Origin of the sequence: Streptomyces sp. NPDC048751, assembly GCF_043198595.1 — a bacterium.
In the GTDB taxonomy this organism is placed as follows: Bacteria; Actinomycetota; Actinomycetes; order Streptomycetales; family Streptomycetaceae; genus Streptomyces.
Window position 1 is genome coordinate 182,152 of record NZ_JBICUX010000009.1, and the last position, 24,342, is coordinate 206,493.

Genomic DNA, 24,342 nt, shown 5'->3' on the forward strand with positions numbered 1-24,342 from the left:
TACGTAGCAATCCATGTCAGGGGTTCCCGCAGGGCATGAATTTCTGGTAACTCGGCTGTGTCGGCTGTCGTACCCCCGCGTTGTCGTGACCAGGACCGAGAAGGCAGGATGACCGCATGACGCACGCGATGTTGAAGGGGTCGAACGTCCCGCTCGAAGCCACCACGGTACGTGCCGTGCTGCGCTGGACACCCGGACAGGGGGTTCCGGACGTCGACGCCTCCGCGCTGCTCCTCGGTCCCGACGGGCGTGTGCGCTCCGACGAGGACTTCGTCTTCTACAACCAGCCCCGGCACCCTTCCGGGAAGGTCTGGCGGCTCGGCAAGAAGCGGATCGCCGAGGGCCTCACCGACACCATCCAGACAGAGCTTCCCGGTGTCGAGCCCGATGTCAGCCGGATTCTGCTGGTCGCTTCGGCGGACGGCGTCACCTTCGACCGCGTACGCGACCTGCGCATCCTGCTGTACGACGCCACGACCACCGGTGCGGAACCCCTGGCCTACTTCGACATCAAGCCGGAGACCGGCGAGGAGACCGCCCTGATCTGCGGCGAGCTCTACCGCCGCGGCGACGTCTGGAAGTTCCGCGCTCTCGGCGAGGGCTACTCGAACGGCCTCAAGGGCCTGGCCACGGACTTCGGCATCTCGGTCGACGAGTCGGAAGCGGCGGCGGCAACGACAGCCGCCCAGCCCCTGCCTCCGGAACAGCCGCCAGGGGTCCCGACCCAGCCCGCGTACGGCTATCCCCAGCCCGCCCAGCCGTCCTACGGCTACCCCCAGCAGACCCCGGTGACGACGGCGGCGCCGTCGGGCTACGGCTATCCGCCGCCGGTGACGACAGCCCCGAACCCGGACTTCCGCCTGCCCCCGCAGGGGCCACAGTTCATCGGGCGTTAGGGCAGGGGCGCGGGGTTTGGCGCAAGCCCCCGGCTCACCGGGCGCCCGTCACCGCTCCACCTGCGTCTTGTAGCCCCGCCCCCACTGCAACCCCCACCCGTACAAGCGATCGATCTCCGCCTGGAACCCGTAGACGAACTTCACCTCACGGCGCACCAGCATCTCCCCCTTCACGTTCTCGATCATCACCACCGCACATGACCGAGCCTGCGGATGCCGCTCGTCGAGGCCTATCTCGATCCGCGGCCCGTTGCTCGGGTACAGCGTGACGCTCGCGTGGGTACGGTCGAAGGCCGGCGTCTGGTCGTAGATGTAGACGAACACCAGCAGCCGCTTGATCTCGTCGCGATGATCGAGGTTGACGTACATCGTCTCCCCGGACGCCGACCCGAACCGGTCGTCCCCGCTGAGCTTGACGTACGGCGCCGCATTCACGTCCCCGAGGTAGCCCCCGAGCGGCTGCACGACCCCCTTCGTGCCGTCCTGCAACTCGTACAGGCACCCCAGGTCGAGGTCGACGTTGACCATGCTCTGGCTGTGCCCGACGACCTCCGGCGGCTTCAGTGCCTTGAAGGGGTGCCGCAGGATGCTCTCGCGGTGGAAGCCGCCGATGTCGGACGTCCGCATCCGCCAGTTCAGGTTGACGCGCAGGTGGCCGGTGGCCGCGCCCTGCTTGGTGAGGGAGACCTGGCTGTGCCGTTTGGTCAGCTCGATGGCGTTGCTCGCCGCGCTGCCGGAGTCGAAGTGGGCCGCTCGGCTGCCCAGGAGCCCGTCGAAGAAGCCCATTCCCGCCCCCACGTTCCCTCATGTCACTCGAAAAGACCGGCGGGGCGGCCGGAGGACACGTCCTCGTCGGCCGCCCCGCACAGAGCGTTCCTCACCCGGGTGGGTGTTATACCCCGGACGAGACCTCAGTCTTGTCCGGGCTCTCCGCTTTTCCCTCGGCCGCCGCCAGCGCGCGGTTGCGGCGGACGGAGGACCAGAAGGACGCGGCGATCAGGACGACGCCGACGAGACCGGTGATGACCTCGTTGATCTGGTACTGGATGGTGACCATGAGGATCACGGCCAGCGCGCCGATCGCGTAGTGCGCGCCGTGCTCCAGGTAGACGTAGTCGTCGAGGGTGCCCTGGCGGACGAGGTAGACCGTGAGCGACCGGACGTACATCGCGCCGATGCCCAGGCCCAGCGCCATCAGGACGATGTCGTTGGTGATGGCGAACGCGCCGATGACACCGTCGAAGGAGAAGGAGGCGTCCAGCACTTCCAGGTAGAGGAACATGAAGAACGCGGCCTGGCCGGCCAGCTGGACCGCCGAGCGCGGCTTGCCGCTGCGTTCGGCCTCTTCCTCGGCCTCGTTCTCGCGCTCCTCCTCTTCCTCCAGCTTGTCCTCGAAGTAGCCGGAGAGCCCGCCGACCACCATGTAGGTGATCAGACCCGCGATGCCGGAGATCAGGACGGTCTGCGCCTTGTCGACGTGTGCGCCGCCGTGCTGGTGGGCGTGGGTGGCGAACGTCATCGCGGTGACCAGCAGGACGGCCAGGGCGATGCAGACCGACAGCATGTCGACCTTGCCGAGCTTGGCCAGCGGCCGCTCCAGCCAGCGCAGCCACTGGATGTCCCGGTCCTCGAAGATGAAGTCGAGGAAGATCATCAGCAGGAACATGCCGCCGAAGGCGGCGATCGCCGGGTGGGCGTCGGTGACGAGTTCCTGGTAGTGGTCCTTGTTGTTGAGCGCGAGGTCGACGGCCTCGATGGGGCCGATCTTGGCGCTGATCGCCACGATGACGACGGGGAAGACCAGCCGCATGCCGAAGACGGCGATGAGCACACCGACGGTGAGGAAGATCTTCTGCCAGAAGGCATTCATCTTCTTCAGGATTCCGGCGTTGACCACCGCGTTGTCGAAGGACAGCGAGATCTCGAGGACGGAGAGGATCGCGACGATGCCGAAGGCCTCCCACCCCCCGTAGATGACCGCCGCGACCAAGCCGATCGCGGTGACCGCGAACGACCAGCCGAAGGTTTTCAGAAGCACTGGCTACCCAATCCCTGTGTGTACGGGTCTCCCCCGCGCCGTACTCGGCTTTACGAAACTTTGAAGCTGAAGTCTAGTCCCGCCCTCTTCGCAGCCCACAGGGGACCGCCTTTTGCTCATAAAGCGCTACGAGACATCAACGCCGAAGTCGAGGGCGATCCCCCGCAGACCCGACGCGTACCCCTGGCCGACGGCACGGAACTTCCACTCGCCCTGGTACCGGTAGAGCTCGCCGAAGATCATGGCCGTCTCCGTGGAGGCGTCCTCGCTGAGGTCGTAGCGGGCGAGTTCCTGGCCGTCGGCCTGGTTGACGACACGGATGAAGGCGTTGCTGACCTGGCCGAAGGTCTGGCCGCGTTCGTCGGCCATGTGGATGGAGACCGGGAAGACGATCTTGTCGCAGTGGGCGGGCACCTTGGAGAGGTCGACCAGGAGCGACTCGTCGTCGCCGTCGCCCTCACCGGTGAGGTTGTCGCCGGTGTGTTCCACCGAGCCGTCCGGGCTCTTGAGCTGGTTGTAGAAGACGAACCACGCGTCCCCCAGCACCCGCCCGCCGTTGCACAGCAGTGCGCTGGCGTCGAGGTCGAAGGCGGCTCCGGTGGTGGAGCGAGCGTCCCAGCCGAGCCCGACCATCACCTGTGTGAGGTTCGGCGCGGCCTTGGACAGGGAGACGTTGCCCCCCTTGGCGAGCGTGACGCCCATGATGCTGGTCCTCCCCTTGGTGGTGCTTCTTCGGTTGTCCTGCGCATCCGGCGCCGCACCCAAACAGTGCGGCGCCGGATGATGAGACCGTCGGGCGTCTCAGACGTTCACGCCGAAGTCCTGCGCGATGCCGCGCAGGCCCGAGGCGTAGCCCTGACCGATGGCGCGGAACTTCCACTCCGCGCCGTGGCGGTACAGCTCGCCGAAGACCATGGCGGTCTCCGTCGAGGCGTCCTCGGACAGGTCGTAGCGGGCGATCTCGGCTTCGCCGGCCTGGTTCACGACGCGGATGAACGCGTTGCGGACCTGGCCGAAGGACTGCTGGCGGTTCTCGGCGTCGTAGATCGACACCGGGAAGACGATCTTCTCGATGTCGGCCGGGACGCCGGCCAGGTTGATCTTGATCTGCTCGTCGTCGCCTTCGCCCTCACCGGTGAGGTTGTCACCGGTGTGCTCGACCGAGCCGTCGGGGCTCTTGAGGTTGTTGAAGAAGATGAAGTGCTGGTCGCTGGCGACCTTGCCGGAGTTGTTCAGCAGCAGCGCGCTGGCGTCCAGGTCGAAGTCGGTGCCGGTCGTGGTGCGGATGTCCCACCCCAGACCGACGATGACCGCGGTCAGGCCCGGGGCCTCCTTGGTCAGCGATACGTTGCCGCCCTTGCTGAGGCTGACTCCCACGAGTCCTCCATTGGTGTCCTGGGGCGGGGGCCCCGTCGTGCGTTGGATATCGGATCAACGTGTCGATCCTAGTAACGGGTTCCCCCACCACGCAGGCCCTGGCGCCGAAGAATCACAGGTGTCGGCCGACCGCGGCGGCTCAGGTGGCCCGGAAGGAACGCACGGGTGACCTGAGGGGATCAGAGGGCGTCGAGTGCCTTGACGTACTCGCCGAGGTCGCGGGCGTCCGGGAGCGCGTTGACGACGGTCCAGCGCACCACGCCCTCCTTGTCGATGACGAAGGTGCCGCGCACCGCGCAGCCCTTGTCCTCGGCGAAGACGCCGTAGGCGCGGCTGACCTCGCCGTGCGGCCAGAAGTCGCTGAGCAGCGGGTACTCCAGGCCCTCCTGCTCGGCGAAGACGCGCAGGGTGTGGATGGAGTCGTTGGAGACGGCGAGCACCTGGGTGTCGCGGTCGGAGAACTTCGGCAGGTTGTCCCGCAGCTCGCACAGCTCACCGGTGCACACGCCGGTGAAGGCGAACGGGTAGAAGAGCAGGACGACGTTCTTCTCGCCACGGAAGTCGGAGAGCTTCACGCTCGCGCCGTGGTTGTCCTTGAGCTCGAAGTCGGGGGCCTTGTCGCCGACCTGGATCGACATCGTCGTGGTTCCCTTTCGGTGGGCTGCTCGGGTTCAGAACACTCGGGAACACCCTACGCAGCCGGCACGACGGCCCTGCGGACGGGCTGAGCTGGTCAGCCCGTCCGGGGATGAGATGAGGCCGGGAACTACCTCTTGGACTTGGCGGCCTTCGGCGTCAGCAGCCGGCTGCCGATCCAGTCCTTGCCCACGCTGACGCTCTTGGAGGCGGACAGCCCCGCCGTCGTAGCGGCTTCCGAGATGTCGCTCGGCTCCACGTACCCATCACGGCCTGTCTTCGGCGTGAGGAGGAGAATCGCGCCGCCCTCTTCGATGTACGTGGTGGCGTCCACCAGTACATCCGTCAGGTCGCCGTCCTCGTCGCGGAACCACAGCACCACGGCGTCGGCTACGTCGTCGTACTCCTCGTCCACCAGGTCGCTGCCGATGACTTCCTCAATGGACTCGCGGAGCTCCTGGTCGACGTCGTCGTCGTAGCCGATCTCCTGGACCACCTGCTCGGGCTGGAACCCCAGCCTGACGGCAGGGCTCGTCCGCTCCTCCGCGTGGTCCGCGGTCGCGCTCACGGGTTGCCTCCTGATCATGTCTTGGTGATTATCTCAGCCACGCGCGTGCGCGAAGCATTGGCCGTAGTCCACACGGGCGGGACGGATCGCGCAAGTACCCGGCGTTTCAGACCGCCGAAACGGTGACGATCCCGGCCGTGTCGCCGCAACCTACGGCATGCCGTCCCTATCCGAGGTGATGCACACCACACCTTTCTGCCCTGTTTGTGTGTTTGAGAACCGCACGCGGGTACGAGGTCGTGGTTACCCCGCAGTAGAGATGACGTTTTCCGCCCCGAGGTCCACGATGGGGAACGGTGCAGGCATACCGGAAAGTGGCCCTCAGGCAGGTGCCCTCTGACAGGTAAGGAACAGCGTGGCTTCCGGATCCGATCGCAATCCGATCATCATTGGCGGCCTTCCGAGTCAGGTCCCTGACTTTGATCCCGAGGAAACCCAGGAGTGGCTCGACTCGCTCGACGCCGCCATCGACGAGCGCGGCCGGGAACGGGCACGCTATCTGATGCTCCGACTGATCGAGCGGGCCCGCGAGAAGCGCGTGGCCGTGCCCGAGATGCGCAGCTCGGACTACGTCAACACGATCCCCACCAAGAGCGAGCCGTTCTTCCCGGGCAACGAGGAGATCGAGCGCAAGATCCTGAACGCCACCCGCTGGAACGCGGCCGTGATGGTCTCGCGGGCTCAGCGGCCCGGTATCGGCGTCGGCGGCCACATCGCCACGTTCGCCTCCTCCGCCTCCCTCTACGACGTGGGCTTCAACCACTTCTTCCGCGGCAAGGACGACGGCCTCGGCGGTGACCAGGTCTTCTTCCAGGGGCACGCCTCCCCGGGCATCTACGCCCGCGCGTTCCTCCTCGACCGCCTCGACGAGCGGAACCTGGACGCCTTCCGCCAGGAGAAGTCGAAGGCGCCGTACGGGCTGTCCAGCTACCCGCACCCGCGGCTGATGCCGGACTTCTGGGAGTTCCCGACCGTGTCGATGGGCCTCGGCCCGATCGGCGCGATCTACCAGGCGCGGATGAACCGCTACATGCACGCGCGCGGGATCGCGGACACGTCCAAGTCGCACGTGTGGGCGTTCCTCGGCGACGGCGAGATGGACGAGCCGGAGTCGCTCGGCCAGCTGACCATCGCCGCGCGCGAGGGCCTGGACAACCTGACCTTCGTCGTCAACTGCAACCTCCAGCGCCTCGACGGCCCGGTGCGCGGCAACGGCAAGGTCATCCAGGAGCTGGAGTCGGTCTTCCGGGGCGCCGGCTGGAACGTGATCAAGCTGATCTGGGACCGCTCCTGGGACCCGCTGCTGGCGCAGGACCGGGACGGCATCCTGGTCAACAAGATGAACACCACGCCGGACGGCCAGTTCCAGACGTACGCCACCGAGTCCGGCGCGTACATCCGCGACCACTTCTTCGGCGACGACCAGCGGCTGCGCGCGATGGTCGAGGGCATGACCGACGACCAGATCCTGCACCTGGGCCGCGGTGGTCACGACCACCGCAAGATCTACGCGGCGTTCAAGGCGGCCGTGGAGCACACGGGGCAGCCGACGGTCATCCTCGCGAAGACCATCAAGGGCTGGACGCTGGGCCCGAACTTCGAGGGCCGCAACGCCACGCACCAGATGAAGAAGCTGACGGTCGCCGACCTCAAGGGCTTCCGCGACCGCCTGCACCTGCCGATCTCCGACAAGGAGCTGGAGTCCGGCGCGCCGCCGTACTACCACCCGGGCCGGGACTCCGAGGAGATCCAGTACATGCACGACCGGCGCAAGGGGCTCGGCGGGTACGTCCCGACGCGTGTCGTGCGCGCGAAGCCGCTGCCGCTGCCGGACGACAAGACGTACGCGACCGTGAAGAAGGGGTCCGGTCAGCAGTCCATCGCCACCACCATGGCGTTTGTGCGACTGCTGAAGGACCTCATGCGGGACAAGGAGATCGGCAAGCGGTTCGTGCTGATCGCGCCGGACGAGTACCGCACGTTCGGCATGGACTCGTTCTTCCCGAGCGCGAAGATCTACAACCCGCTCGGCCAGCAGTACGAGTCCGTGGACCGCGACCTGCTGCTCGCGTACAAGGAGTCGCCGACCGGGCAGATGCTCCACGACGGCATCTCCGAGGCGGGCTGCACGGCCTCGCTGATCGCGGCGGGTTCGGCGTACGCCACGCACGGCGAGCCGCTGATCCCGGTGTACGTCTTCTACTCGATGTTCGGTTTCCAGCGCACCGGTGACCAGTTCTGGCAGATGTCGGACCAGTTGGCGCGCGGTTTCGTACTCGGCGCGACCGCCGGCCGTACGACGCTGACCGGTGAGGGCCTTCAGCACGCGGACGGCCACTCCCAGCTGCTGGCGTCGACGAACCCGGGCTGTGTGGCGTACGACCCGGCGTTCGGCTTCGAGATCGCGCACATCGTCAAGGACGGTCTGCGCCGGATGTACGGTCCCGACAGCGAGGACGTCTTCTACTACCTCACCGTCTACAACGAGCCGATCCAGCACCCGGCCGAGCCGGAGAACGTGGACGTCGAGGGCATCCTCAAGGGCATCCACCGCTTCAGCGAGGGCACGGCGGGCTCGATCCCGGCGCAGATCATCGCCTCCGGCGTGGCCGTCCCGTGGGCCGTCGAGGCGCAGAAGATCCTCGCCGAGGAGTGGAACGTGAAGGCCGACGTGTGGTCGGCGACCTCCTGGAACGAGCTGCGGCGCGACGCCGTCGCGGTCGAGGAGCACAACCTGCTGCGGCCCGAGGAGGAGCAGCGCGTCCCGTACGTGACACGCAAGCTGACCGGAGCCGAGGGCCCGTTCGTGGCCGTCTCCGACTGGATGCGAGCGGTTCCGGACCAGATCGCGCGCTGGGTGCCGGGGACGTTCCAGTCGCTGGGCGCCGACGGGTTCGGGTTCGCCGACACGCGGGGTGCCGCGCGGCGGCACTTCCACATCGACGCGCAGTCGGTGGTGGTCGCGGTGCTGACCGAGCTGGCCAAGGAGGGGAAGGTGGACCGCTCGGTGCTGAAGCAGGCGATCGACCGGTACCAGCTGCTCGACGTGTCCGCGGCGGACCCGGGGGCGGCCGGGGGCGACGCGTAGCGCGGAGCGCATAGCGCATCAAGGGGTGGTGTGGGCCGACGGCCCCACCACCCCTTACTCATTCTTTACGATGCGTCCATGCAACGAAGAACGGCGCAGGACCGGTGGGAACAGTTGACCCAGCGGCCGATGCTGGCCCTCGCCGTGGTGTTCGCCATCGCCTACGCCGTGCCGATCGTGGACTCGTCGGCCGGCCACTCGCTGACGGTGGCGTGCACCATGGTCGAGTGGCTGGTGTGGGGGGCGTTCGCCGCGGACTACCTGGTGCGGCTGGTGCTGACGCCCGACCGGCGGACTTTCGTCCGTACCCACTGGATGGACCTGTGCGCGGTCGTGCTGCCGCTGATCCAGCCGTTGCGGCTGCTGCGCATGGTGTCGACGCTGCTGCTGGTGGGGCGGCGGGCGCGGATGGCCTCGCAGATCCAGCTGACGACGTATGTCGGCGGGGCGGTGGTGGGGCTGCTGATGTTCGGGTCGCTGGCCGTGCTGTCGGTGGAGCGGGACTCGCCGGACGGGAACATCCGCACGCTGGGTGACGCGGTGTGGTGGTCCTTCACGACGATGACGACCGTGGGATACGGGGATCACGCGCCGACCACGGGGGTGGGGCGGTTGATCGCCGTGGGGCTGATGTTGAGCGGGATCGCGTTGTTGGGTGTGGTGACCGCGAACATCGCCGCGTGGTTCATCGAGCGGTTCGAGAAGGACGACGTGGAGGAGCGGGAGCAGACGGAGGCCATTCGGGCGCTCACGGAGGAAGTCCGGGCGCTGCGGGCCGAGGTCGCGGCGTTGCAGGAGCGGTCCGTCAGACAGTGAGCTGGGGTGGGGCCGGCCGGGTGGGTCAGCCCGCCCGCGCTTGCGGGGCGCCGCTGTGCCCACCCGCGCCGCCCCAGGCGGCACGCATGCCCGCAGCTATGGAGTGCGGGGCAGCGTCGCGCGGTCCGGCCCGGTCCCTGACCTCGTCCGGCCACGTGGCCGGGGGCACCCGCGCGTTCCGTGTCCGAAACTCGCCATCATCAACTCCCAGAACCCCGGGGTCAGTTGAAGGCTCAACCGGGGTTCACTGTGGCGGGTACCCGCGATCCGGGGCTCAATCACCCGAATTCCACGGACCTGGGCGCGCTGTCCCCCTCCGGCAGCGCGTCCAGGCCCGTGGGAGCTGTCCCACTGTCACCCGTGGAGCGTGCCGGAGGGGAGGGATCTTTAGCGAAGTCACCCTGATAGGGGAACTCTGTTGAAATCCCGTCAGGTATGTGCGCCGGTGCGTGTCAGATGTGACCGACCCCCGCGCCCGCGTCCGCGTTCTCACCGCGCTTGGTGAGCAGGGCGACGAAGACGGCGACGACGGCCACGCCCGCGGCGACCAGGGAGGCCAGGCTCATCCCGGAGATGAAGGTGTCGTGGGCGACGTCCGCGATCTTCGCGGCGATCGCCTCCGGGGTCCCCTTGGCCACCGGAGCCACGCCGACCTGGACCGCCTCGGAGGCCTGGTCCAGCTGGGCGGGGGTGAGGTCGGGCAGACCCGCGCCCTTCCAGTTGGCGGGCAGGTCGCTGTCGACCTTGGAGGCCATCACGGCACCCAGGACGGCCGTACCGAGGCTGCCGCCGATCTGCATCGCCGCCTGCTGGAGGCCGCCGGCGACACCGGAGAGCTCCATCGGGGCGTTGCCGACGATGACCTCCGTGGCGCCGACCATGACCGGCGCGAGGCCGAGGCCGAGCAGGGCGAACCACAGCGACATCACGGCGCTGCCGGTGTCCGTCTCCAGCGTGGACATGCCGTACATGGCGATGGCGGTGGCCGCCATGCCGCCGGCGAGCGGGATCCGCGGGCCCACCTTGGTGATCATCGCGCCCGCGAGCGGGGAGCCGACGATCATCATGCCGGTGAGCGGAAGCAGGTGCAGACCGGCGTCGATCGGCTTCATGCCGTGCACGTTCTGCAGGTAGAACGTGACGAAGAACAGGCCGCCCATGAACGCGATGGCCATGAGGACCATCAGGACCACGCCCGCGGAGAGCGGGACGGAGCGGAAGAGGGCGAGCGGGATCAGCGGCTCCTTGACCTTCGTCTCCCAGAAGGCGAAGAGCGCGAAGAGCAGCACCGAACCGGCGATGAAGGCCCAGGTCTTGCCGTCGCCCCAGCCCCACGTCGGGGCCTTGATCAGGGCCCAGACCAGGCAGAACATCGCGCCCGAGAGCAGGCCGATGCCGAGGAGGTCGAAGGAGCGCGGGGCGTTCTCGGCGCGGTGGTCCAGGAGGATCAGCACACCGAGGACGACGGCGATGACGCCGACCGGCACGTTGATGAAGAAGACCGACTGCCAGTTGACGTGCTCGACCAGGACACCGCCGAGGATCGGGCCGCCCGCGGTGGAGGCGCCGATGACCATGCCCCAGATGCCGATCGCCATGTTGAGCTTCTCGGCCGGGAAGGTGGCCCGCAGCAGGCCGAGCGCGGCCGGCATGAGCAGCGCGCCGAACAGGCCCTGGAAGACACGGAAGGTGACGACCAGCGCGATGCTGTCGGAGAGGCCGATCGCGCCCGAGGCGGCGGCGAAGCCGACGACGCCGATGAGGAAGGTCTGCCGGTGACCGAAGCGGTCACCGAGCTTGCCCGCGGTGATCAGGGAGACCGCGAGGGCGAGGAAGTAACCGTTGGTGATCCACTGGACCTCGGCGAAGGTGGCGCCGAGGTCCTTCTGGATGGCCGGGTTGGCGATGGCCACGATGGTGCCGTCGAGGGCCACCATCATGACGCCGACGGCGACGGTGATGAGGGTGAACCAGGGATGGCCGCGCAGGCCGCGAGCCGGTGCCGGCTCCGACGAGGCGGATGCCTTGTCCCCCGGCCCCGTCGTGTCGATGGTGGTCTGACTAGTCATACCGGCGAGGCTAGTGACAGCCTCTGACAATTGACAAACGAGTTCACAAGTCAGTAACTGACACCTATGGAAACACTGCGCGAACGCAAGAAACAGCGCACCCGGGACGCGCTGGTGCGGGCCGCCGTGGAACTGTTCGTCTCCCAGGGGTACGACCGCACCACCGTCGACGGCATCGCCGCCGCCGTCGACGTCTCGCAGCGCACCTTCTTCCGTTACTTCGCCGGCAAGGAGGAGGCCGCGCTCGCCCTCCAGGACATGGCGGTCGCGCGGTTCGTGGAGTCGGTGCGCGAGCGCCCACCGCACGAGGCGCCCCTGGAGGCGATGCGGCAGGCCGTCGTCGAGGGCTGGGACACCCTCAACGAAATCATCGAGTCCGTCGTCCCGATCGAGCAGTACCTGCGCATGTACCACGTGATCGAGTCGAGCCCGGTCCTGCTCGCCGCCCATCTGCGGCGGTCCGTCGAGGTCGAGGAGACCATCGCGCACGTGCTCGCCGAGCGCGAGGGCGTCGACGTGGACGCCGACCCGCGCCCGCGGCTGACGGTGGCCGTCTTCGGCGGGGTGATGCGGCTGACGGAACGTCAGTGGGCCGCGGGCGTGGACTTCAGCCTGGACGCGATGCGGACGCTGACGATCTCGAACCTCGAACGGGTGGGACCGGCGCTCACGGAGAACTGGCGTGCACGCTGAGGTCACTCACGCACACGCTCGGGTCACTTCACGCGCACACTGAGGCCACCGTCACGTAGCACGAAACGTGATCCCCGTCACTTGGTTAACGCGAGACCCTCTCGTTCTCTTAGTGTGTCCTCCCAGTGACTTCCTTCGACACCTCCCCGCAACTCAACGTCTGGCGCGCACTGCTCGCCCTGGCCGTGGTGTTCGTGATGCTGGCGACCACCGGCTGGACCGCGCTGCGCAACCAGCGAGAGGACACCGCTCTCCAGGCCTCCCTCACCGCCTGGGAACACGGCAAGGTCGCCGGGCACCACCTGCCCGACCCGCACGCGGCCCCCGCCCGGCTCTCCGACTTCTTCGCCTCGCTCACGGCGGCCCAGCGCGCGTCCCTCGCACGCCGCTACCCGCTCGCGGTCGGCAACATGAACGGCGCCCCCGCCGAACTGCGCTACCGCGCCAACCGCATCGCGCTGACCCAGGCGCGCGCCGCCGAGCGAAAGCGCATGCACGACCCGAGACTCACACAGTCCGGGCAGCAGGAGGCGGGCCGCCGTATGCACCGCTTCGAGTCGATGATGAGCGCCGACCGCCAGATCCTCGCCTTCGACCCCGAGGGCTCCGGCCGGGCCGCCGAGGTGTTCGGCGACCTCGACAAGGCGCGCCGGATCTCCGTCGTCGTCCCCGGCGTCGACACCGACCTGCTCACCTTCCAGCGCACCAACCGCAGGTTCTCGGCACCGGTCGGCATGGGCCAGGCCCTGTACGCGGCCGAGCGCGCGGCGAACCGCGGCACGCGCACGGCGGTGATCGCCTGGGCCGACTACACCACCCCCGCCGGACTCGGCATCGACTCCGCCACCGCGATGCGCGCGGAGAGCGGCGCCGTCCGGCTGAACGCCCTGCTGCGCGCGCTGCCCGGCCGTTCGCCGGTGTCGCTGTTCTGCCACAGCTACGGCTCCGTGGTGTGCGGGGTCGCCGCACACGAACTGCCGTCCCGGGTCGCCGACATAGCGGTGGCCGGCAGCCCCGGCATGCGGGTCCCCGACGCCGAGCACCTGGACACCACCGCGCGCGTGTGGGCGATGCGGGACGCCGACGACTGGGTGCAGGACGTGCCCTACCTGGAGGTCGGCGGCCTCGGACACGGCGAGGACCCGGTGTCGGCCGCGTTCGGCGCGCGCGTGCTGTCGGCACGGGAAGCGCGGGGACACGCCGGCTACTTCGAACCGGGCACGGACAGCCTGCGCAACTTCGCCGAGATCGGGGTTGGCGCATACGGGGCCGTGCAGTGCGCGAACAATAGTGACGCATGCCGAGTGGGTTTGTCCGACACGTCGGCGGTCGGACGCGCGTAGAGGCGCAGAAACTGCGGTGTGCGCGGGGAGGCGACGGAGGAGCTTGTGCCGCATACGATGAGCCGCATGGGTGACGTACTGGCCGGATTTCATGCCGCCTGGGAGTTCGAGTCCGACTCCGTGCTCATCCGCTACGAACGGGGGATACGAACACCGAAGCTGTTCCAGGCGCTCGGTGAGCGCCGCATCCCCCTGCGGGCGATCGCGGGAGTGACACTCACCCCGGGCAGACGGGGGACCGTGGTCCTGCGCGCCGAGCCCCGGCCCGGCGCGGATCCGCTGATGGATGCGGCCGCGGGACAGCTGAAGGAAGGGTGCGACCCGTACCGGCTGGTGCTGCCGGCCGAGCGGGAGACGCTCGCTGAGTACTACGCCGACGAGCTGCGGGCACAGTTGACGGACACCGAACCGGGGCCCGCCGAGCGGTATCTGGTGGCGCCGCCCGAGGCGCCGATGCAGTTCAAGGCGTACGACGGGAAGGCGTCCTTCGACGGACGAACCGTGCATTTCCGGTGGTTCTGGACGGGCGCGTCCTCCGCGAAGTGGAAGGCCGGCGACCAGAGTTTCCAGGTCGCCGACCTCAGCGGGGTCGAGTGGCGCTCACCGGAGGCCCTCGAAGGGCATCTGCGGCTGCTGGGCAGGGACGGCGCGCCGGCGCAGGCCGACCAGGATCCGGCAGCGGTGGTGTTCGGGCTGGGGTACGGGCCCGTGCATGAGTCGCTGCCGTTCGCCGCGGCGGTGTTGGCGGCGGTGCGCTCCGCGGGGCCGGCGGTTGTCCCGGCTGCGGCTGTGCCGCGCCGGGATCCTGCGGACATCGCCGAGCGCATTCGGCATCTCGGGGAGCTGCATCAGGCCGGGTTGGTGACGGACGAGGAGTTCTCCTCCAAGAAGGCCGAGTTGTTGGCTGAGCTCTAGCTTTCGGCTACTCCCTGCCCGCCGACGCGAACTTCATGTCCGCGTACCTGGTGCCTGCCACCTTCGCCGCTATCGGCTCCAGCAACGACAGGTCCTCCTCGCTCAGCACGATGCGAGTGGCCCCTGCGTTCTCCTCCACCCTCGTCGGCCTGCGGGTGCCCGGGATCGGGATCACCGGGAGGTTGTGGGCCGTCGTGCGGTGGTGGACCCAGGCGAGGGCGATCTGGCCGAGGGAGGCGTCGTGGGACGCGGCCACCGCGCGGATCGGCTCGAGGAGTGCCGCGTTGGTCGTCGCGTTCTCGCCGGTGAAGCGGGGCTGTTGGCGGCGGAAGTCGTCGGGGGTGAGGTCCTGGTCGGCGTTGGTGAAGGAGCCGGTGAGGAAGCCTCGGCCGAGGGGGGAGTACGGGACCAGGGTCACGCCCAGCTCGCGGGCCGTCGGGACGACCTGGGGCTCGATGTCGCGGCTGAAGAGGGACCACTCCGACTGGACGGCGGCGATGGGGTGGACGGACTGGGCGGCGCGCAGTTCGTCGCCGGTGACCTCGCTCAGGCCCAGGTGCTTGACCTTGCCCTCGCGGACGAGGTCGGCCATGACGCCGACGGTCTCCTCGATCGGGACGTTCACGTCGCGGCGGTGCATGTAGTAGAGGTCGATCACGTCGACGTCCAGCCGCTTCAGGCTCGCCTCGACGGCCTCGCGGATGTACGGCGCGTCGTTGCGGATGATCCGCCGGGTCGGGTCGTCCGGGGGTATCGCCAGGGCGAACTTGGTCGCGATGACGACCTCGTCGCGGTGCGCCTTGAAGAACGGGGAGAGGAAGCGCTCGTTCTCGCCGGCGCCGTACGCGTCCGCCGTGTCGTAGAGGGTGACGCCCAGCTCCAGGGCCCTCTCCAGGGTGGCCCGGGACTCGTTCGCGTCCGAGGGGCCGTAGCCGAAGTTCATGCCCATGCAGCCGAGGCCCTGGACGCCCACCTCGGGGCCGTCGGTGCCGAGTCGTGCCGTCGGGATCGTGCTGTCGGTCATCGTGTCCTCTCCGCTTCCTTCGGGCGCCCGGCGTCCGTGTAGAAGCTGATCTTGCGGTCGAGCACCGCGAGGGTGTCGTTGAGTTCGGCGATTCTGGTGAGCACGTCCCTGCGGGTCGCCTCCAGCAGCTCGCGCCGCGCGCCGTAGGTGTCCTCGCCCTCGCGCACCAACTCGGCGTACCGGACCATGTCGGCGACGGGCATGCCGGTCAGCCGCAGCTTTCCGACGAAGTCGAGCCAGTCCAGGTCACGGTTGCAGTAGCGGCGCTGGCCGGTGTGCGAGCGGTCGATGTGGGGCATCAGCCCGATCCGCTCGTACCAGCGCAGGGTGTGCGCCGTCAGGCCGGTGAAGGCGACGACCTCGCTGATCGTGTACTTGTCCCGTCCCTCGGGGCGCGGGTGGCGCCGGGGCGGGGCGGAACAGACGTCGGCGGGGGCGGGGGGTTCCTCGGTGGTCACGGGCGTGGTCTGCATCACCGTCATGACCCCCACGCTAGAACCTTGGAGTGCACTCCAAGCAAGCGGGACAGGTGAGAAAACCGTGGGACGTGGCGTGATCACTGCGATTAGCGTGCGCGTATGAGTCTCGTACGCCGTGCCGTGCCCGAGGACGTCGCCGAAGTACTGCGGCTGCGTCAGGTGATGATCGACTCGATGGCGGGGGCGGACTCCTCCACCGGCTGGCAGGCGGAGTCCCGGCCGGAACTGGCGGTCCGACTCGCCGAGCCGGACGGGGAGTTCGCGGCCTTCGTGGTGGACCACCCCGAGCGGCCCGGGGCGCTGGCCGCGCTGGCGGTCGGGACGATCGAGTACCGGATCGGGCGGGCCGGCAACCCGCGCGGCACGATCGGCTACGTCTTCAGCGTCGCCACCGACCCGGACGCGCGGCGCCGGGGGTACGCGCGCGCGTGCATGGAGACGCTGCTGGAGTGGTTCCGCGAGCGTGGCGCCCGGCAGGTCCACCTCACCGCCTCGGCCGACGCCGAGCCGCTGTACGCCTCCCTTGGCTTCGCGCCCAAGCCCGACCCGCTGATGGAGCTGCGGCTCTGAGCCACATAGGCTCGGAGGCATGTCGTTGAAGAGCCTCGCGTTGATCGAGAACTGGCCGGTTCCCACCGCCTCGGCGGGTGTCGTGCGCGCGGACGGCACGGTGGCGGGTGTGCACGGGCCGGTCGGACAGCGGTTCCCGCTGGCCTCGGTCACGAAGCCGCTCGCCGCGTACGCCGCGCTCGTCGCGTACGAGGAGGGGGCCATCGAGCTCGACGAGCCGGCCGGGCCGCCCGGGTCGACGGTCCGTCACCTCCTCGCGCACACCTCGGGGCTGGCCTTCGACGAGCACCGCGTGACGGCGCCGCCCGGTGAGCGGCGGCTGTACTCCAACGCCGGGTTCGAGCAGCTCGGCGACCACATCGCGAAGGCGGCGGACATCCCGTTCGCGGAGTATCTGCGGCAGGCGGTGCTGGAGCCGCTCGGCATGACCGGCACCTCGCTGGAGGGCTCCCCCGCGAAGGACGGCGTGTCGACGGTCGAGGACCTGCTGCGGTTCGCGGCGGAGGTGCAGGCGCCGAGGCTGCTGGATCCGCGCACGGTGGCGGAGGCGATGACCGTGCAGTACCCGGGCACGAAGGGCGTCCTGCCGGGCTACGGCCACCAGAACCCCAACGACTGGGGCCTCGGCTTCGAGATCCGCGACGCCAAGTCCCCCCACTGGACGGGAGCCTCGTCCTCACCGCGTACGTTCGGGCACTTCGGCCAGTCCGGTACGTTCCTGTGGATCGACCCGGCCGCGGGACTGGCGTGCGTCGCGCTGACCGACAGGGCGTTCGGGCCCTGGGCGGTCGAGGCGTGGCCGCCGTTCACGGACGCGGTGCTGGCGGAGTCCGCCCGCTGACTACCCCTGAGCCATTTCCCACAGCAGCAGTTCCCCCTCCGTCACACCCACCGCCTCCAGTCCCTCCGCGTCCGTGATCCGCGCCGCGTCACCCGGGCCCAGCCGCTCGCCGGCCAGGGTCACTTCGCCGCGCGCGACGTGGGCGTACACGTGTGCCGCGTCCGGGACCGCCGTCCGCTCCCCCGGTCCCAGCCGCCGGACGTGGAGCATCGCGCCGGCCTCGGGGACCGCGTACGGGGTGGAGTCGGCGATGCCGTGGACGATCTCGTAGGAGGGGTCGCCGCCGGGGCTCAGCGGCGCCAGCCACATCTGCACGAAGGTCAGGGGGACGTCCGCGTCGTTGCGCTCCACGTGTCGGACGCCACCCGCGGAGCTCAGGCGCTGCACGTCGCCGGGGCGGACGCGGGTCTCGTGTCCCGTGGAGTCGTGGTGCGTCAGCTCGCCCTCCACGACCCAGGTCACGATCTCGGTGTGGCTGTGCGGATGCTCGTCGAACCCGGCGCCCGGCGCCAACCGCTCCTCGTTGCAGGCGATCACCGCCCCGAAGCGGAGGTTGTCCGGGTCGTAGTGGGGGCCGAAGGAAAAGGCATGGAACGACTCGATTCCCGCCTCGGCTTCCCCACCTCGGTAGCGCTCACCGGCGCGCCGTACGTCGATCACCCGACCACCGTAGACCCGGTGGCCGGTCGCCCACCCCACCCGGCGACGCATGTGGCCGTCCCGATAAGGCAGTCTTGTCCCGTGCCCGAACCCGAAGCCACCGCCAGTAAAGCCGCAGCACACGACGTCCACGCGCATGCCGCGACGCTGAAGCGACTGGAGAAGTCGTCCGGCAGTCTCGCCGCCCAGGCCATCGCGCGGATGGACGAGACGCTGCCGTGGTACCGGGCCATGCCCCCCGAGAACCGGTCCTGGATCGGGCTCGTCGCCCAGGCCGGTATCGCCGCCTTCACCGAGTGGTTCCGGCACCCGGACGCCCCGCAGGCCATCTCCACCGATGTCTTCGGGACCGCGCCGCGCGAGCTGACCAGGGCCATCACCCTGCGCCAGACCGTGGAGATGGTGCGGACCACCATCGAGGTCATGGAGAGCGCGATCGACGAGGTCGCGGCGCCGGGCGACGAGAACGTGCTGCGTGAGGCGCTGCTGGTCTACGCGCGGGAGATCGCCTTCGCGACCGCGCAGGTGTACGCGCAGGCCGCCGAGGCCCGCGGCGCGTGGGACGCGCGGCTGGAGTCGCTCGTCGTCAACGCCGTGCTGAGCGGTGAGGCCGACGAGGGGGCGGTGAGCCGGGCCGCCGCCCTCGGCTGGAACTCGCCCGAGCACGTATGTGTGGTGCTGGGCACCGCGCCCGACGGGGACAGCGAACTGACGGTCGAGGCCATCCGGCGCGCCGCCCGGCACGCCAAGCTCCAGGTGCTCACCGGGGTGCTCGGTGCCCGGCTCGTGGTGATCGCGGGCGGCAGCGACAATCCGCTCGCCGTGGCCAAGTCGCTGATCGGCCCGTATGCCGCCGGACCCGTCGTCGCGGGGCCCGTCGTGCCCGACCTGCTCGCCGCGACCCGGTCCGCACAGGCCGCCGCGGCCGGGCTGAAGGCGTGTTCGGCCTGGCAGGACGCCCCGCGGCCGGTGCTGGCGGACGATCTCCTGCCGGAGCGCGCGATCGCCGGTGACCCGAGCGCCCGTGAGCAGTTGGTGGAGGAGATCTACAGACCGCTGGAGGAGGCCGGCTCCGCGCTCCTGGAAACGCTCTCGGTCTATCTCGAACAGGCGAGCAGTCTGGAAGGCGCGGCCCGGATGTTGTTCGTCCATCCCAACACCGTGCGCTACCGGCTTCGACGTGTGACTGACGTCACCGGATGGTCGCCATCCGATGTACGCTCGGCCTTCACGTTGCGGATCGCGCTGATCCTGGGGCGTCTGGCCGACGGAGATTCACAGCCCTAGCCTTTTGTCGGGACCGCACAAAACCCCCTGCTGTTCTTCGTCCCTGTCCCCACGGGCGGCCGTGGCCGCCCTCAAGAGAGAGTGTGAGAGTGCTCGTACTCGTCGCTCCCGGCCAGGGCGCCCAGACGCCCGGCTTCCTGACCCCCTGGCTCGACCTCCCCGGTGCCGCCGACCGCGTCGCCGCGTGGTCGGACGCCATCGGTCTCGACCTCGCCCACTACGGCACCCAGGCCGACGCCGACGCGATCCGCGACACGGCGGTGGCCCAGCCCCTCCTCGTCGCGGCCGGCCTGCTGTCGGCTTCGGCGCTCGGCGAGGTGGTTCCCGGTGCCGTCGCCGGTCACAGCGTCGGCGAGATCACCGCCGCCGCCTTCGCGGGCGTGCTGGACGACACCGCCGCGCTGACCCTCGTACGCAAGCGTGGCCTGGCGATGGCCGAGGCCGCCGCGATCACCGAGACCGGCATGTCGGCGCTGCTCGGCGGCGACCCCGAGGTGACGGTCCCGCACCTGGAGAAGCTCGGCCTGACCGCGGCGAACGTCAACGGCGCGGGCCAGATCGTGGCCGCCGGGACGCTGGAGCAGCTCGCCGCGCTGGAGGCGGACAAGCCCGAGGGCGTCCGTCGTGTCGTCGCCCTGAAGGTCGCCGGCGCCTTCCACACCCGGCACATGGCCCCCGCGGTCGAGACGCTGGCCGCGGCCGCCAAGGAACTCGCGCCCGCCGACCCGAAGGTCACCTACGTCTCCAACAGGGACGGACAGGCCGTCGCCGCCGGCGCCGAGGTCCTCGACCGTCTCGTCGGCCAGGTCGCCAACCCGGTCCGCTGGGACCTGTGCATGGAGACCTTCAAGGAGCTCGGCGTCACCGCCCTGCTGGAGGTCTGCCCCGGCGGCACCCTCACCGGCCTCGCCAAGCGGGCGCTTCCCGGCGTCGCGACGCTCGCCCTGAAGACCCCCGACGACCTCGACGCCGCTCGCGAGCTCATCGCAGAGCACGCCTGAAAGGGAGCCCGAGAGCAATGTCGAAGATCAAGGCAAGCAAGGGCGCCCCGTACGCGCGGATCCTCGGCGTGGGCGGCTACCGCCCGACCCGGATCGTGCCGAACGAGGTGATCCTGGAGAAGATCGACTCGTCCGACGAATGGATCCGCTCGCGGTCCGGCATCGAGACCCGGCACTGGGCCTCCGACGAGGAGACGGTCGCCGCGATGTCGATCGAGGCGTCCGGTAAGGCCATCGCCGACGCCGGGATCTCCGCCGAGCAGATCGGCGGGGTGATCGTCTCGACGGTCTCGCACTTCAAGCAGACCCCTGCCGTCGCCACCGAGATCGCCGACAAGCTGGGCACCGCCAAGGCCGCCGCCTTCGACATCTCGGCCGGGTGCGCGGGGTTCGGGTACGGGCTCACGCTCGCCAAGGGCATGATCGTCGAGGGGTCCGCAGAGTACGTCCTCGTCATCGGCGTCGAGCGGCTGTCCGACCTGACCGACCTGGAGGACCGGGCGACGGCCTTCCTGTTCGGCGACGGCGCGGGCGCGGTCGTCGTGGGCCCGTCCCAGGAGCCGCACATCGGCCCGACCGTATGGGGCTCCGAGGGCGACAAGTCCGAGACGATCAAGCAGACGGTGCCGTGGAACGAGTACCTCCCCCACTCTCGACTTCGCTCGAGCGGGGGGACCCCCACCGGCGACGTCGGCAAGCTACCGCTCGACAGCGAGGGCAACGTCAAGTTCCCCGCGATCACCCAGGAGGGCCAGGCGGTCTTCCGCTGGGCCGTGTTCGAGATGGCGAAGGTCGCCCAGCAGGCGCTGGACGCGGCCGGAATCGACCCGAGCGACCTGGACGTCTTCATCCCGCACCAGGCGAACGAGCGAATCATCGACTCGATGGTGAAGACCCTGAAGCTGCCGGAGCACGTCACCGTCGCCCGTGATGTGCGCACCACCGGCAACACCTCGGCCGCCTCGATCCCGCTCGCGATGGAGCGGCTCCTGGCGACCGGTGAGGCGAAGAGCGGCGACACCGCGCTCGTCATCGGATTCGGGGCGGGTCTCGTGTACGCCGCCACTGTCGTTACCCTCCCCTAGGCACTCCGTGCCGGATCATTCGGTCCGGTACGGGACATGCACCAACCTGCCGCTCACGCGGCGGGCGCCACACCCTCTGGAAACACAAAGAAGGAGCGCCAACATGGCCGCCACTCAGGAAGAGATCGTCGCCGGTCTCGCCGACATCGTGAACGAGATCGCCGGCATCCCGGTTGAGGACGTCCAGCTGGACAAGTCCTTCACCGACGACCTGGACGTCGACTCGCTGTCCATGGTCGAGGTCGTCGTCGCCGCCGAGGAGCGCTTCGACGTCAAGATCCCGGACGAGGACGTCAAGAACCTCAAGACCGTCGGCGACGCGACCGACTACATCCTCAAGCACCAGGCCTGAGCAACGCTTGGGCCGGCCGCTGACCGGCCCCGCCACCCGGCGGTGGCGCCGCTGAATCCTCGTAACGTTGGAGAAAGAATCCGTGAGCCCGACCAATCGCACCGTGGTCGTCACCGGTATCGGCGCAACCACACCGCTGGGTGGCGACGCAGCCTCTACCTGGGAGGGTCTGGTCGCCGGCAAGTCCGGCGTGCAGCCCCTGACAGAGGACTGGGCGGCCGACCAGGCCGTCCGTATCGCGGCGCGCGTCGCCGTGGAACCCACCGAGGTCATCCCCCGGCCGCAGGCCCGCCGTCTGGACCGCTCGGCGCAGTTCGCGCTGATCGCGGCCAAGGAGGCCTGGGCGGACGCCGGTTTCACCGGCCCCGCCGGCGCTGAGGACACGACCGTCGACCCGGACCGGCTCGGCGCCGTCATCGCCTCCGGCATCGGCGGTGTGACGACCCTGCTCGACCAGTACGACGTGCTGAAGGAGAAGGGCGTCCGCCGCGTCTCCCCGCACACCGTCCCCATGCTGATGCCGAACGGCCCCTCCGCGAACGTGGGCCTGGCCGTGGGCGCCCGCGCGGGCGTGCACACGCCGGTCTCCGCCTGCGCGTCGGGCGCCGAGGCCATCGGCTACGCCATCGAGATGATCCGCACCGGCCGCGCCGACATCGTCGTCGCGGGTGGCACGGAGGCGGCGATCCACCCGCTGCCGATCGCCGCGTTCGGCAACATGATGGCGATGTCCAAGAACAACGACGACCCGCAGGGCGCCTCCCGCCCCTACGACGTGGCCCGCGACGGCTTCGTCCTCGGCGAGGGCGCCGGCGTGATCGTCCTGGAGTCCGCCGAGCACGCCGCCAAGCGCGGGGCCCGTGTCTACGCGGAGGCGGTCGGCCAGGGCATCTCCGCCGACGGCCACGACATCGTGCAGCCCGAGCCGGAGGGGCGCGGCATCTCGCAGGCCCTGAAGAACCTGCTCGACAACACCGACCTGGACCCGGCGGAGATCGTGCACGTCAACGCGCACGCCACCTCCACCCCGGCCGGTGACATCGCCGAGCTGAAGGCGCTGCGCAAGGTGTTCGGCGACGACGCCGACCACATGGCGGTCTCGGCGACCAAGTCGATGACCGGTCACCTGCTCGGTGGCGCGGGCGGTGTGGAGTCCGTCGCGACCGTCCTCGCGCTGTACCACCGGGTGGCCCCGCCGACCATCAACGTCGAGAACCTCGACCCCGAGGCCAACGCCGACATCGTCCGCGGCGAGGCGCGCAAGCTGCCCGTCGAGGGCCGTATCGCCGCCCTGAACGACTCGTTCGGGTTCGGCGGTCACAACGTGGTGCTGGCGTTCCGTTCGGTCTGAACTCCAGGTCCCCGCTGAGGATTTCGCGGCCCGTCTCCCCCGCTTCGGCGTTCCGGGAGGCGGGCCGCGGCCTATCCTGGGGCGCATGGTGAAGGGGGGACGGCTCTCGCTGGTCATCGGATCGCAGTGCGAGAGCCTGGGGCCGGGACGGCATCTCGAGCCCCTGTCGCGGGCGGCCCGGCAACTGGACACGGCGCTGACGGATCCGGAGACCGGCGGCTGCTCGGCCGCGCTCCCCGACGGCCGCAGCCTCCTGCTCGACCCGGGGACCGCCCGCCTGGACACCGCCCTGGTCGACGCCTTCGCCCGGGCCGACGAGCAACGCGCCTCGCTGGTCCTCGCCTACATCGGCCACGGCTTACGGACCGACAAGGAGTACTACGTCCTCCCGCGCAACGCCGAGGAGAACCGTGCGGCGCGCAGGCCCCCGTACCCCCTCACCCGCCGGATCGCCGACCTGCTGTCCGGACGCCCCGGCCTGCGGAGCCTGACACTGATCCTGGACACCTGCGAGTCCGGGCAGGGCGCCGCGAACGCGGCGGAATGGGCCGTCCTCAACGACGAGGACATGAAACGGCGCTTCCAGGTGCTGACCGCGTCGAGCCTGCAGCCCGCCTACCACTGCGCGTTCTCCCTGGAGACGGCCCACATCCTGCGCGACGGACACGTCCGCCACGGCCGGTTCCTGCGGTGTGCGGACATCAAGGAGGCCCTGGTCCAGCGGGACTGCCTGGAGCATCTTCCCGTCTGCCTGGGCTTCGACGGCGGCGACGGCAGCCACGACCTGTGGCTGGCCCAGAACCGGGCGACCGCCGACCTCCGCGCCGAACTCGGACACTTCGAGGCGACCGGCGAGCTGGGCAGGGTGGTCGCCACGGTGGAGAAGCACCCGCTCACGGTGGTGCGGGCCGCGGCGGGGTCCGGGAAGACGACCCTGCTCACCGCGCTGACCCGACCGGAACTCGACCGGGGCATCCCCGAGAAGTTCGTGCAGGCCCTGCACCGGCTGGACCCGGCCGACGACGCCCGCCGGGTCGCGACCTCGCTGGCCGAGCAACTGCGGAACACGGTGCCGGGATTCTCGCAGGCGTACGACGGGACGACCGGGAACGACGTCGGCTTGTCCCTGGTGAAGGCGCTGGCCGGCATCCCGCGCGAGACGCCGGTACGGATCGCCCTCGGGTAGAAGGCCATGCGGGTCTCGCGCGCGCCTGGCCGGGCGTGTCGCCACAGTTCGTCGGCGAGGGCGGCGT

At 69.6% G+C, this 24,342-nt stretch carries 24 protein-coding genes; 14 read left to right on the top strand and 10 right to left on the bottom strand.

Features of this window, described 5'->3' with window-relative positions; genetic code table 11:
• The first annotated feature begins 116 nt into the window (after positions 1-116).
• Positions 117-896 (top strand): TerD family protein, encoded by a 780-nt coding sequence (locus ACGFNV_RS28090; protein WP_393625980.1) that lies wholly within the window; start codon positions 117-119, stop codon positions 894-896.
• 48 nt (positions 897-944) lie between these two features.
• On the opposite strand, the gene ACGFNV_RS28095 is transcribed toward ACGFNV_RS28090, so the two are convergent.
• The 6 genes from ACGFNV_RS28095 to ACGFNV_RS28120 all read right to left on the bottom strand — a co-directional run bounded on the left by ACGFNV_RS28095 (position 945) and on the right by ACGFNV_RS28120 (position 5,515).
• On the bottom strand, positions 945-1,682 hold the full coding sequence (locus ACGFNV_RS28095) for a Tellurium resistance (protein WP_393626406.1): 738 nt from the start codon (positions 1,680-1,682) through the stop codon (positions 945-947).
• A 106-nt stretch (positions 1,683-1,788) separates the two neighbouring features.
• Positions 1,789-2,934: a DUF475 domain-containing protein gene (locus ACGFNV_RS28100; protein ID WP_393625982.1), complete on the bottom strand. Its 1,146-nt coding sequence runs from the start codon at positions 2,932-2,934 to the stop codon at positions 1,789-1,791.
• Between the two features lie 126 nt (positions 2,935-3,060).
• Positions 3,061-3,636: a TerD family protein gene (locus ACGFNV_RS28105; RefSeq protein ID WP_133926642.1), complete on the bottom strand. Its 576-nt coding sequence runs from the start codon at positions 3,634-3,636 to the stop codon at positions 3,061-3,063.
• 99 nt (positions 3,637-3,735) lie between these two features.
• The gene (locus ACGFNV_RS28110) at positions 3,736-4,311 is read right to left on the bottom strand and encodes a calcium homeostasis/redox stress adaptation protein (protein ID WP_037669435.1); all 576 of its coding nucleotides are present in this window, start codon (positions 4,309-4,311) and stop codon (positions 3,736-3,738) included.
• Positions 4,312-4,490: 179 nt separating this feature from the next.
• Positions 4,491-4,949, bottom strand: coding sequence for a peroxiredoxin (locus ACGFNV_RS28115; RefSeq protein WP_133926641.1), 459 nt, complete (start codon positions 4,947-4,949; stop codon positions 4,491-4,493).
• Between the two features lie 128 nt (positions 4,950-5,077).
• Positions 5,078-5,515: a DUF3052 domain-containing protein gene (locus ACGFNV_RS28120; protein ID WP_389429729.1), complete on the bottom strand. Its 438-nt coding sequence runs from the start codon at positions 5,513-5,515 to the stop codon at positions 5,078-5,080.
• 355 nt (positions 5,516-5,870) lie between these two features.
• Between ACGFNV_RS28120 and aceE the strand changes: the two genes are divergently transcribed.
• Positions 5,871-8,603 carry a pyruvate dehydrogenase (acetyl-transferring), homodimeric type gene (gene aceE, locus ACGFNV_RS28125; protein WP_393625985.1) on the top strand — a complete coding sequence of 911 codons (2,733 nt, stop codon included), beginning with the start codon at positions 5,871-5,873 and terminating at the stop codon, positions 8,601-8,603.
• A gap of 78 nt (positions 8,604-8,681) precedes the next feature.
• On the top strand, positions 8,682-9,419 hold the full coding sequence (locus tag ACGFNV_RS28130) for a potassium channel family protein (RefSeq protein ID WP_393625986.1): 738 nt from the start codon (positions 8,682-8,684) through the stop codon (positions 9,417-9,419).
• 452 nt (positions 9,420-9,871) lie between these two features.
• Here the strand turns inward: ACGFNV_RS28130 and ACGFNV_RS28135 are convergent, their stop codons facing one another.
• On the bottom strand, positions 9,872-11,488 hold the full coding sequence (locus tag ACGFNV_RS28135) for an MFS transporter (RefSeq protein ID WP_393625988.1): 1,617 nt from the start codon (positions 11,486-11,488) through the stop codon (positions 9,872-9,874).
• Between the two features lie 66 nt (positions 11,489-11,554).
• On the opposite strand from ACGFNV_RS28135, the gene ACGFNV_RS28140 reads away from it, so the two are divergent.
• From ACGFNV_RS28140 to ACGFNV_RS28150, 3 genes are all read left to right on the top strand, one after another.
• On the top strand, positions 11,555-12,181 hold the full coding sequence (locus tag ACGFNV_RS28140) for a TetR/AcrR family transcriptional regulator (protein WP_393625989.1): 627 nt from the start codon (positions 11,555-11,557) through the stop codon (positions 12,179-12,181).
• A gap of 125 nt (positions 12,182-12,306) precedes the next feature.
• Positions 12,307-13,524: an alpha/beta hydrolase gene (locus ACGFNV_RS28145; protein ID WP_393625990.1), complete on the top strand. Its 1,218-nt coding sequence runs from the start codon at positions 12,307-12,309 to the stop codon at positions 13,522-13,524.
• A gap of 57 nt (positions 13,525-13,581) precedes the next feature.
• Positions 13,582-14,439: a DUF4429 domain-containing protein gene (locus ACGFNV_RS28150; RefSeq protein WP_393625991.1), complete on the top strand. Its 858-nt coding sequence runs from the start codon at positions 13,582-13,584 to the stop codon at positions 14,437-14,439.
• A 7-nt stretch (positions 14,440-14,446) separates the two neighbouring features.
• On the opposite strand, the gene ACGFNV_RS28155 is transcribed toward ACGFNV_RS28150, so the two are convergent.
• The gene (locus tag ACGFNV_RS28155; RefSeq protein WP_393625993.1) at positions 14,447-15,463 is read right to left on the bottom strand and encodes an aldo/keto reductase; all 1,017 of its coding nucleotides are present in this window, start codon (positions 15,461-15,463) and stop codon (positions 14,447-14,449) included.
• Positions 15,460-15,945 carry a MerR family transcriptional regulator gene (locus ACGFNV_RS28160; RefSeq protein WP_393625995.1) on the bottom strand — a complete coding sequence of 162 codons (486 nt, stop codon included), beginning with the start codon at positions 15,943-15,945 and terminating at the stop codon, positions 15,460-15,462. The genes ACGFNV_RS28155 and ACGFNV_RS28160 overlap by 4 nt, the downstream gene beginning before the upstream one ends.
• A gap of 96 nt (positions 15,946-16,041) precedes the next feature.
• Here ACGFNV_RS28160 and ACGFNV_RS28165 point away from each other — a divergent pair, with 96 nt between their 5' ends.
• Together ACGFNV_RS28165 and ACGFNV_RS28170 are read left to right on the top strand one after the other, a co-directional pair.
• Positions 16,042-16,512, top strand: coding sequence for a GNAT family N-acetyltransferase (locus ACGFNV_RS28165; protein WP_393625997.1), 471 nt, complete (start codon positions 16,042-16,044; stop codon positions 16,510-16,512).
• Positions 16,513-16,531: 19 nt separating this feature from the next.
• On the top strand, positions 16,532-17,353 hold the full coding sequence (locus tag ACGFNV_RS28170) for a serine hydrolase domain-containing protein (protein WP_393625998.1): 822 nt from the start codon (positions 16,532-16,534) through the stop codon (positions 17,351-17,353).
• Here the strand turns inward: ACGFNV_RS28170 and ACGFNV_RS28175 are convergent, their stop codons facing one another.
• Positions 17,354-18,064, bottom strand: a complete 711-nt coding sequence (locus tag ACGFNV_RS28175) for a pirin family protein (RefSeq protein WP_393626000.1) — start codon at positions 18,062-18,064, stop codon at positions 17,354-17,356.
• Between the two features lie 30 nt (positions 18,065-18,094).
• Here ACGFNV_RS28175 and fasR point away from each other — a divergent pair, with 30 nt between their 5' ends.
• The 6 genes from fasR (at position 18,095) to ACGFNV_RS28205 (ending at position 24,275) form a co-directional block, all read left to right on the top strand.
• On the top strand, positions 18,095-19,300 hold the full coding sequence (gene fasR / locus ACGFNV_RS28180) for a fatty acid biosynthesis transcriptional regulator FasR (RefSeq protein WP_393626001.1): 1,206 nt from the start codon (positions 18,095-18,097) through the stop codon (positions 19,298-19,300).
• An 89-nt stretch (positions 19,301-19,389) separates the two neighbouring features.
• Positions 19,390-20,301, top strand: a complete 912-nt coding sequence (locus ACGFNV_RS28185) for an ACP S-malonyltransferase (protein WP_393626003.1) — start codon at positions 19,390-19,392, stop codon at positions 20,299-20,301.
• A 17-nt stretch (positions 20,302-20,318) separates the two neighbouring features.
• Positions 20,319-21,386: a ketoacyl-ACP synthase III gene (locus tag ACGFNV_RS28190; RefSeq protein WP_393626004.1), complete on the top strand. Its 1,068-nt coding sequence runs from the start codon at positions 20,319-20,321 to the stop codon at positions 21,384-21,386.
• 103 nt (positions 21,387-21,489) lie between these two features.
• A complete protein-coding gene (locus ACGFNV_RS28195) occupies positions 21,490-21,738 on the top strand; it encodes an acyl carrier protein (RefSeq protein ID WP_015660680.1) in 249 nt (82 codons plus the stop codon).
• 82 nt (positions 21,739-21,820) lie between these two features.
• Positions 21,821-23,089 (top strand): beta-ketoacyl-ACP synthase II, encoded by a 1,269-nt coding sequence (fabF, locus tag ACGFNV_RS28200; RefSeq protein WP_393626007.1) that lies wholly within the window; start codon positions 21,821-21,823, stop codon positions 23,087-23,089.
• Positions 23,090-23,174: 85 nt separating this feature from the next.
• Complete coding sequence (locus tag ACGFNV_RS28205) at positions 23,175-24,275, top strand: hypothetical protein (protein WP_393626009.1); 1,101 nt, start codon at positions 23,175-23,177, stop codon at positions 24,273-24,275.
• Positions 24,276-24,342: the final 67 nt, after the last annotated feature.

Bases quoted from the DNA above. Each gene is read 5' to 3' on its own strand.
- ACGFNV_RS28090 (WP_393625980.1), top strand. From the start codon at position 117: ATGACGCACGCGATGTTGAAGGGGTCGAACGTCCCGCTCGAAGCCACC.
- ACGFNV_RS28095 (WP_393626406.1), bottom strand. From the start codon at position 1,682: ATGGGCTTCTTCGACGGGCTCCTGGGCAGCCGAGCGGCCCACTTCGAC.
- ACGFNV_RS28105 (WP_133926642.1), bottom strand. From the start codon at position 3,636: ATGGGCGTCACGCTCGCCAAGGGGGGCAACGTCTCCCTGTCCAAGGCC.
- ACGFNV_RS28115 (WP_133926641.1), bottom strand. From the start codon at position 4,949: ATGTCGATCCAGGTCGGCGACAAGGCCCCCGACTTCGAGCTCAAGGAC.
- ACGFNV_RS28130 (WP_393625986.1), top strand. From the start codon at position 8,682: ATGCAACGAAGAACGGCGCAGGACCGGTGGGAACAGTTGACCCAGCGG.
- ACGFNV_RS28135 (WP_393625988.1), bottom strand. From the start codon at position 11,488: ATGACTAGTCAGACCACCATCGACACGACGGGGCCGGGGGACAAGGCA.
- ACGFNV_RS28140 (WP_393625989.1), top strand. From the start codon at position 11,555: ATGGAAACACTGCGCGAACGCAAGAAACAGCGCACCCGGGACGCGCTG.
- ACGFNV_RS28150 (WP_393625991.1), top strand. From the start codon at position 13,582: ATGAGCCGCATGGGTGACGTACTGGCCGGATTTCATGCCGCCTGGGAG.
- ACGFNV_RS28155 (WP_393625993.1), bottom strand. From the start codon at position 15,463: ATGACCGACAGCACGATCCCGACGGCACGACTCGGCACCGACGGCCCC.
- ACGFNV_RS28160 (WP_393625995.1), bottom strand. From the start codon at position 15,945: ATGACGGTGATGCAGACCACGCCCGTGACCACCGAGGAACCCCCCGCC.
- ACGFNV_RS28165 (WP_393625997.1), top strand. From the start codon at position 16,042: ATGAGTCTCGTACGCCGTGCCGTGCCCGAGGACGTCGCCGAAGTACTG.
- ACGFNV_RS28170 (WP_393625998.1), top strand. From the start codon at position 16,532: ATGTCGTTGAAGAGCCTCGCGTTGATCGAGAACTGGCCGGTTCCCACC.
- ACGFNV_RS28175 (WP_393626000.1), bottom strand. From the start codon at position 18,064: ATGCGTCGCCGGGTGGGGTGGGCGACCGGCCACCGGGTCTACGGTGGT.
- ACGFNV_RS28190 (WP_393626004.1), top strand. From the start codon at position 20,319: ATGTCGAAGATCAAGGCAAGCAAGGGCGCCCCGTACGCGCGGATCCTC.
- ACGFNV_RS28195 (WP_015660680.1), top strand. From the start codon at position 21,490: ATGGCCGCCACTCAGGAAGAGATCGTCGCCGGTCTCGCCGACATCGTG.
- ACGFNV_RS28205 (WP_393626009.1), top strand. From the start codon at position 23,175: ATGGTGAAGGGGGGACGGCTCTCGCTGGTCATCGGATCGCAGTGCGAG.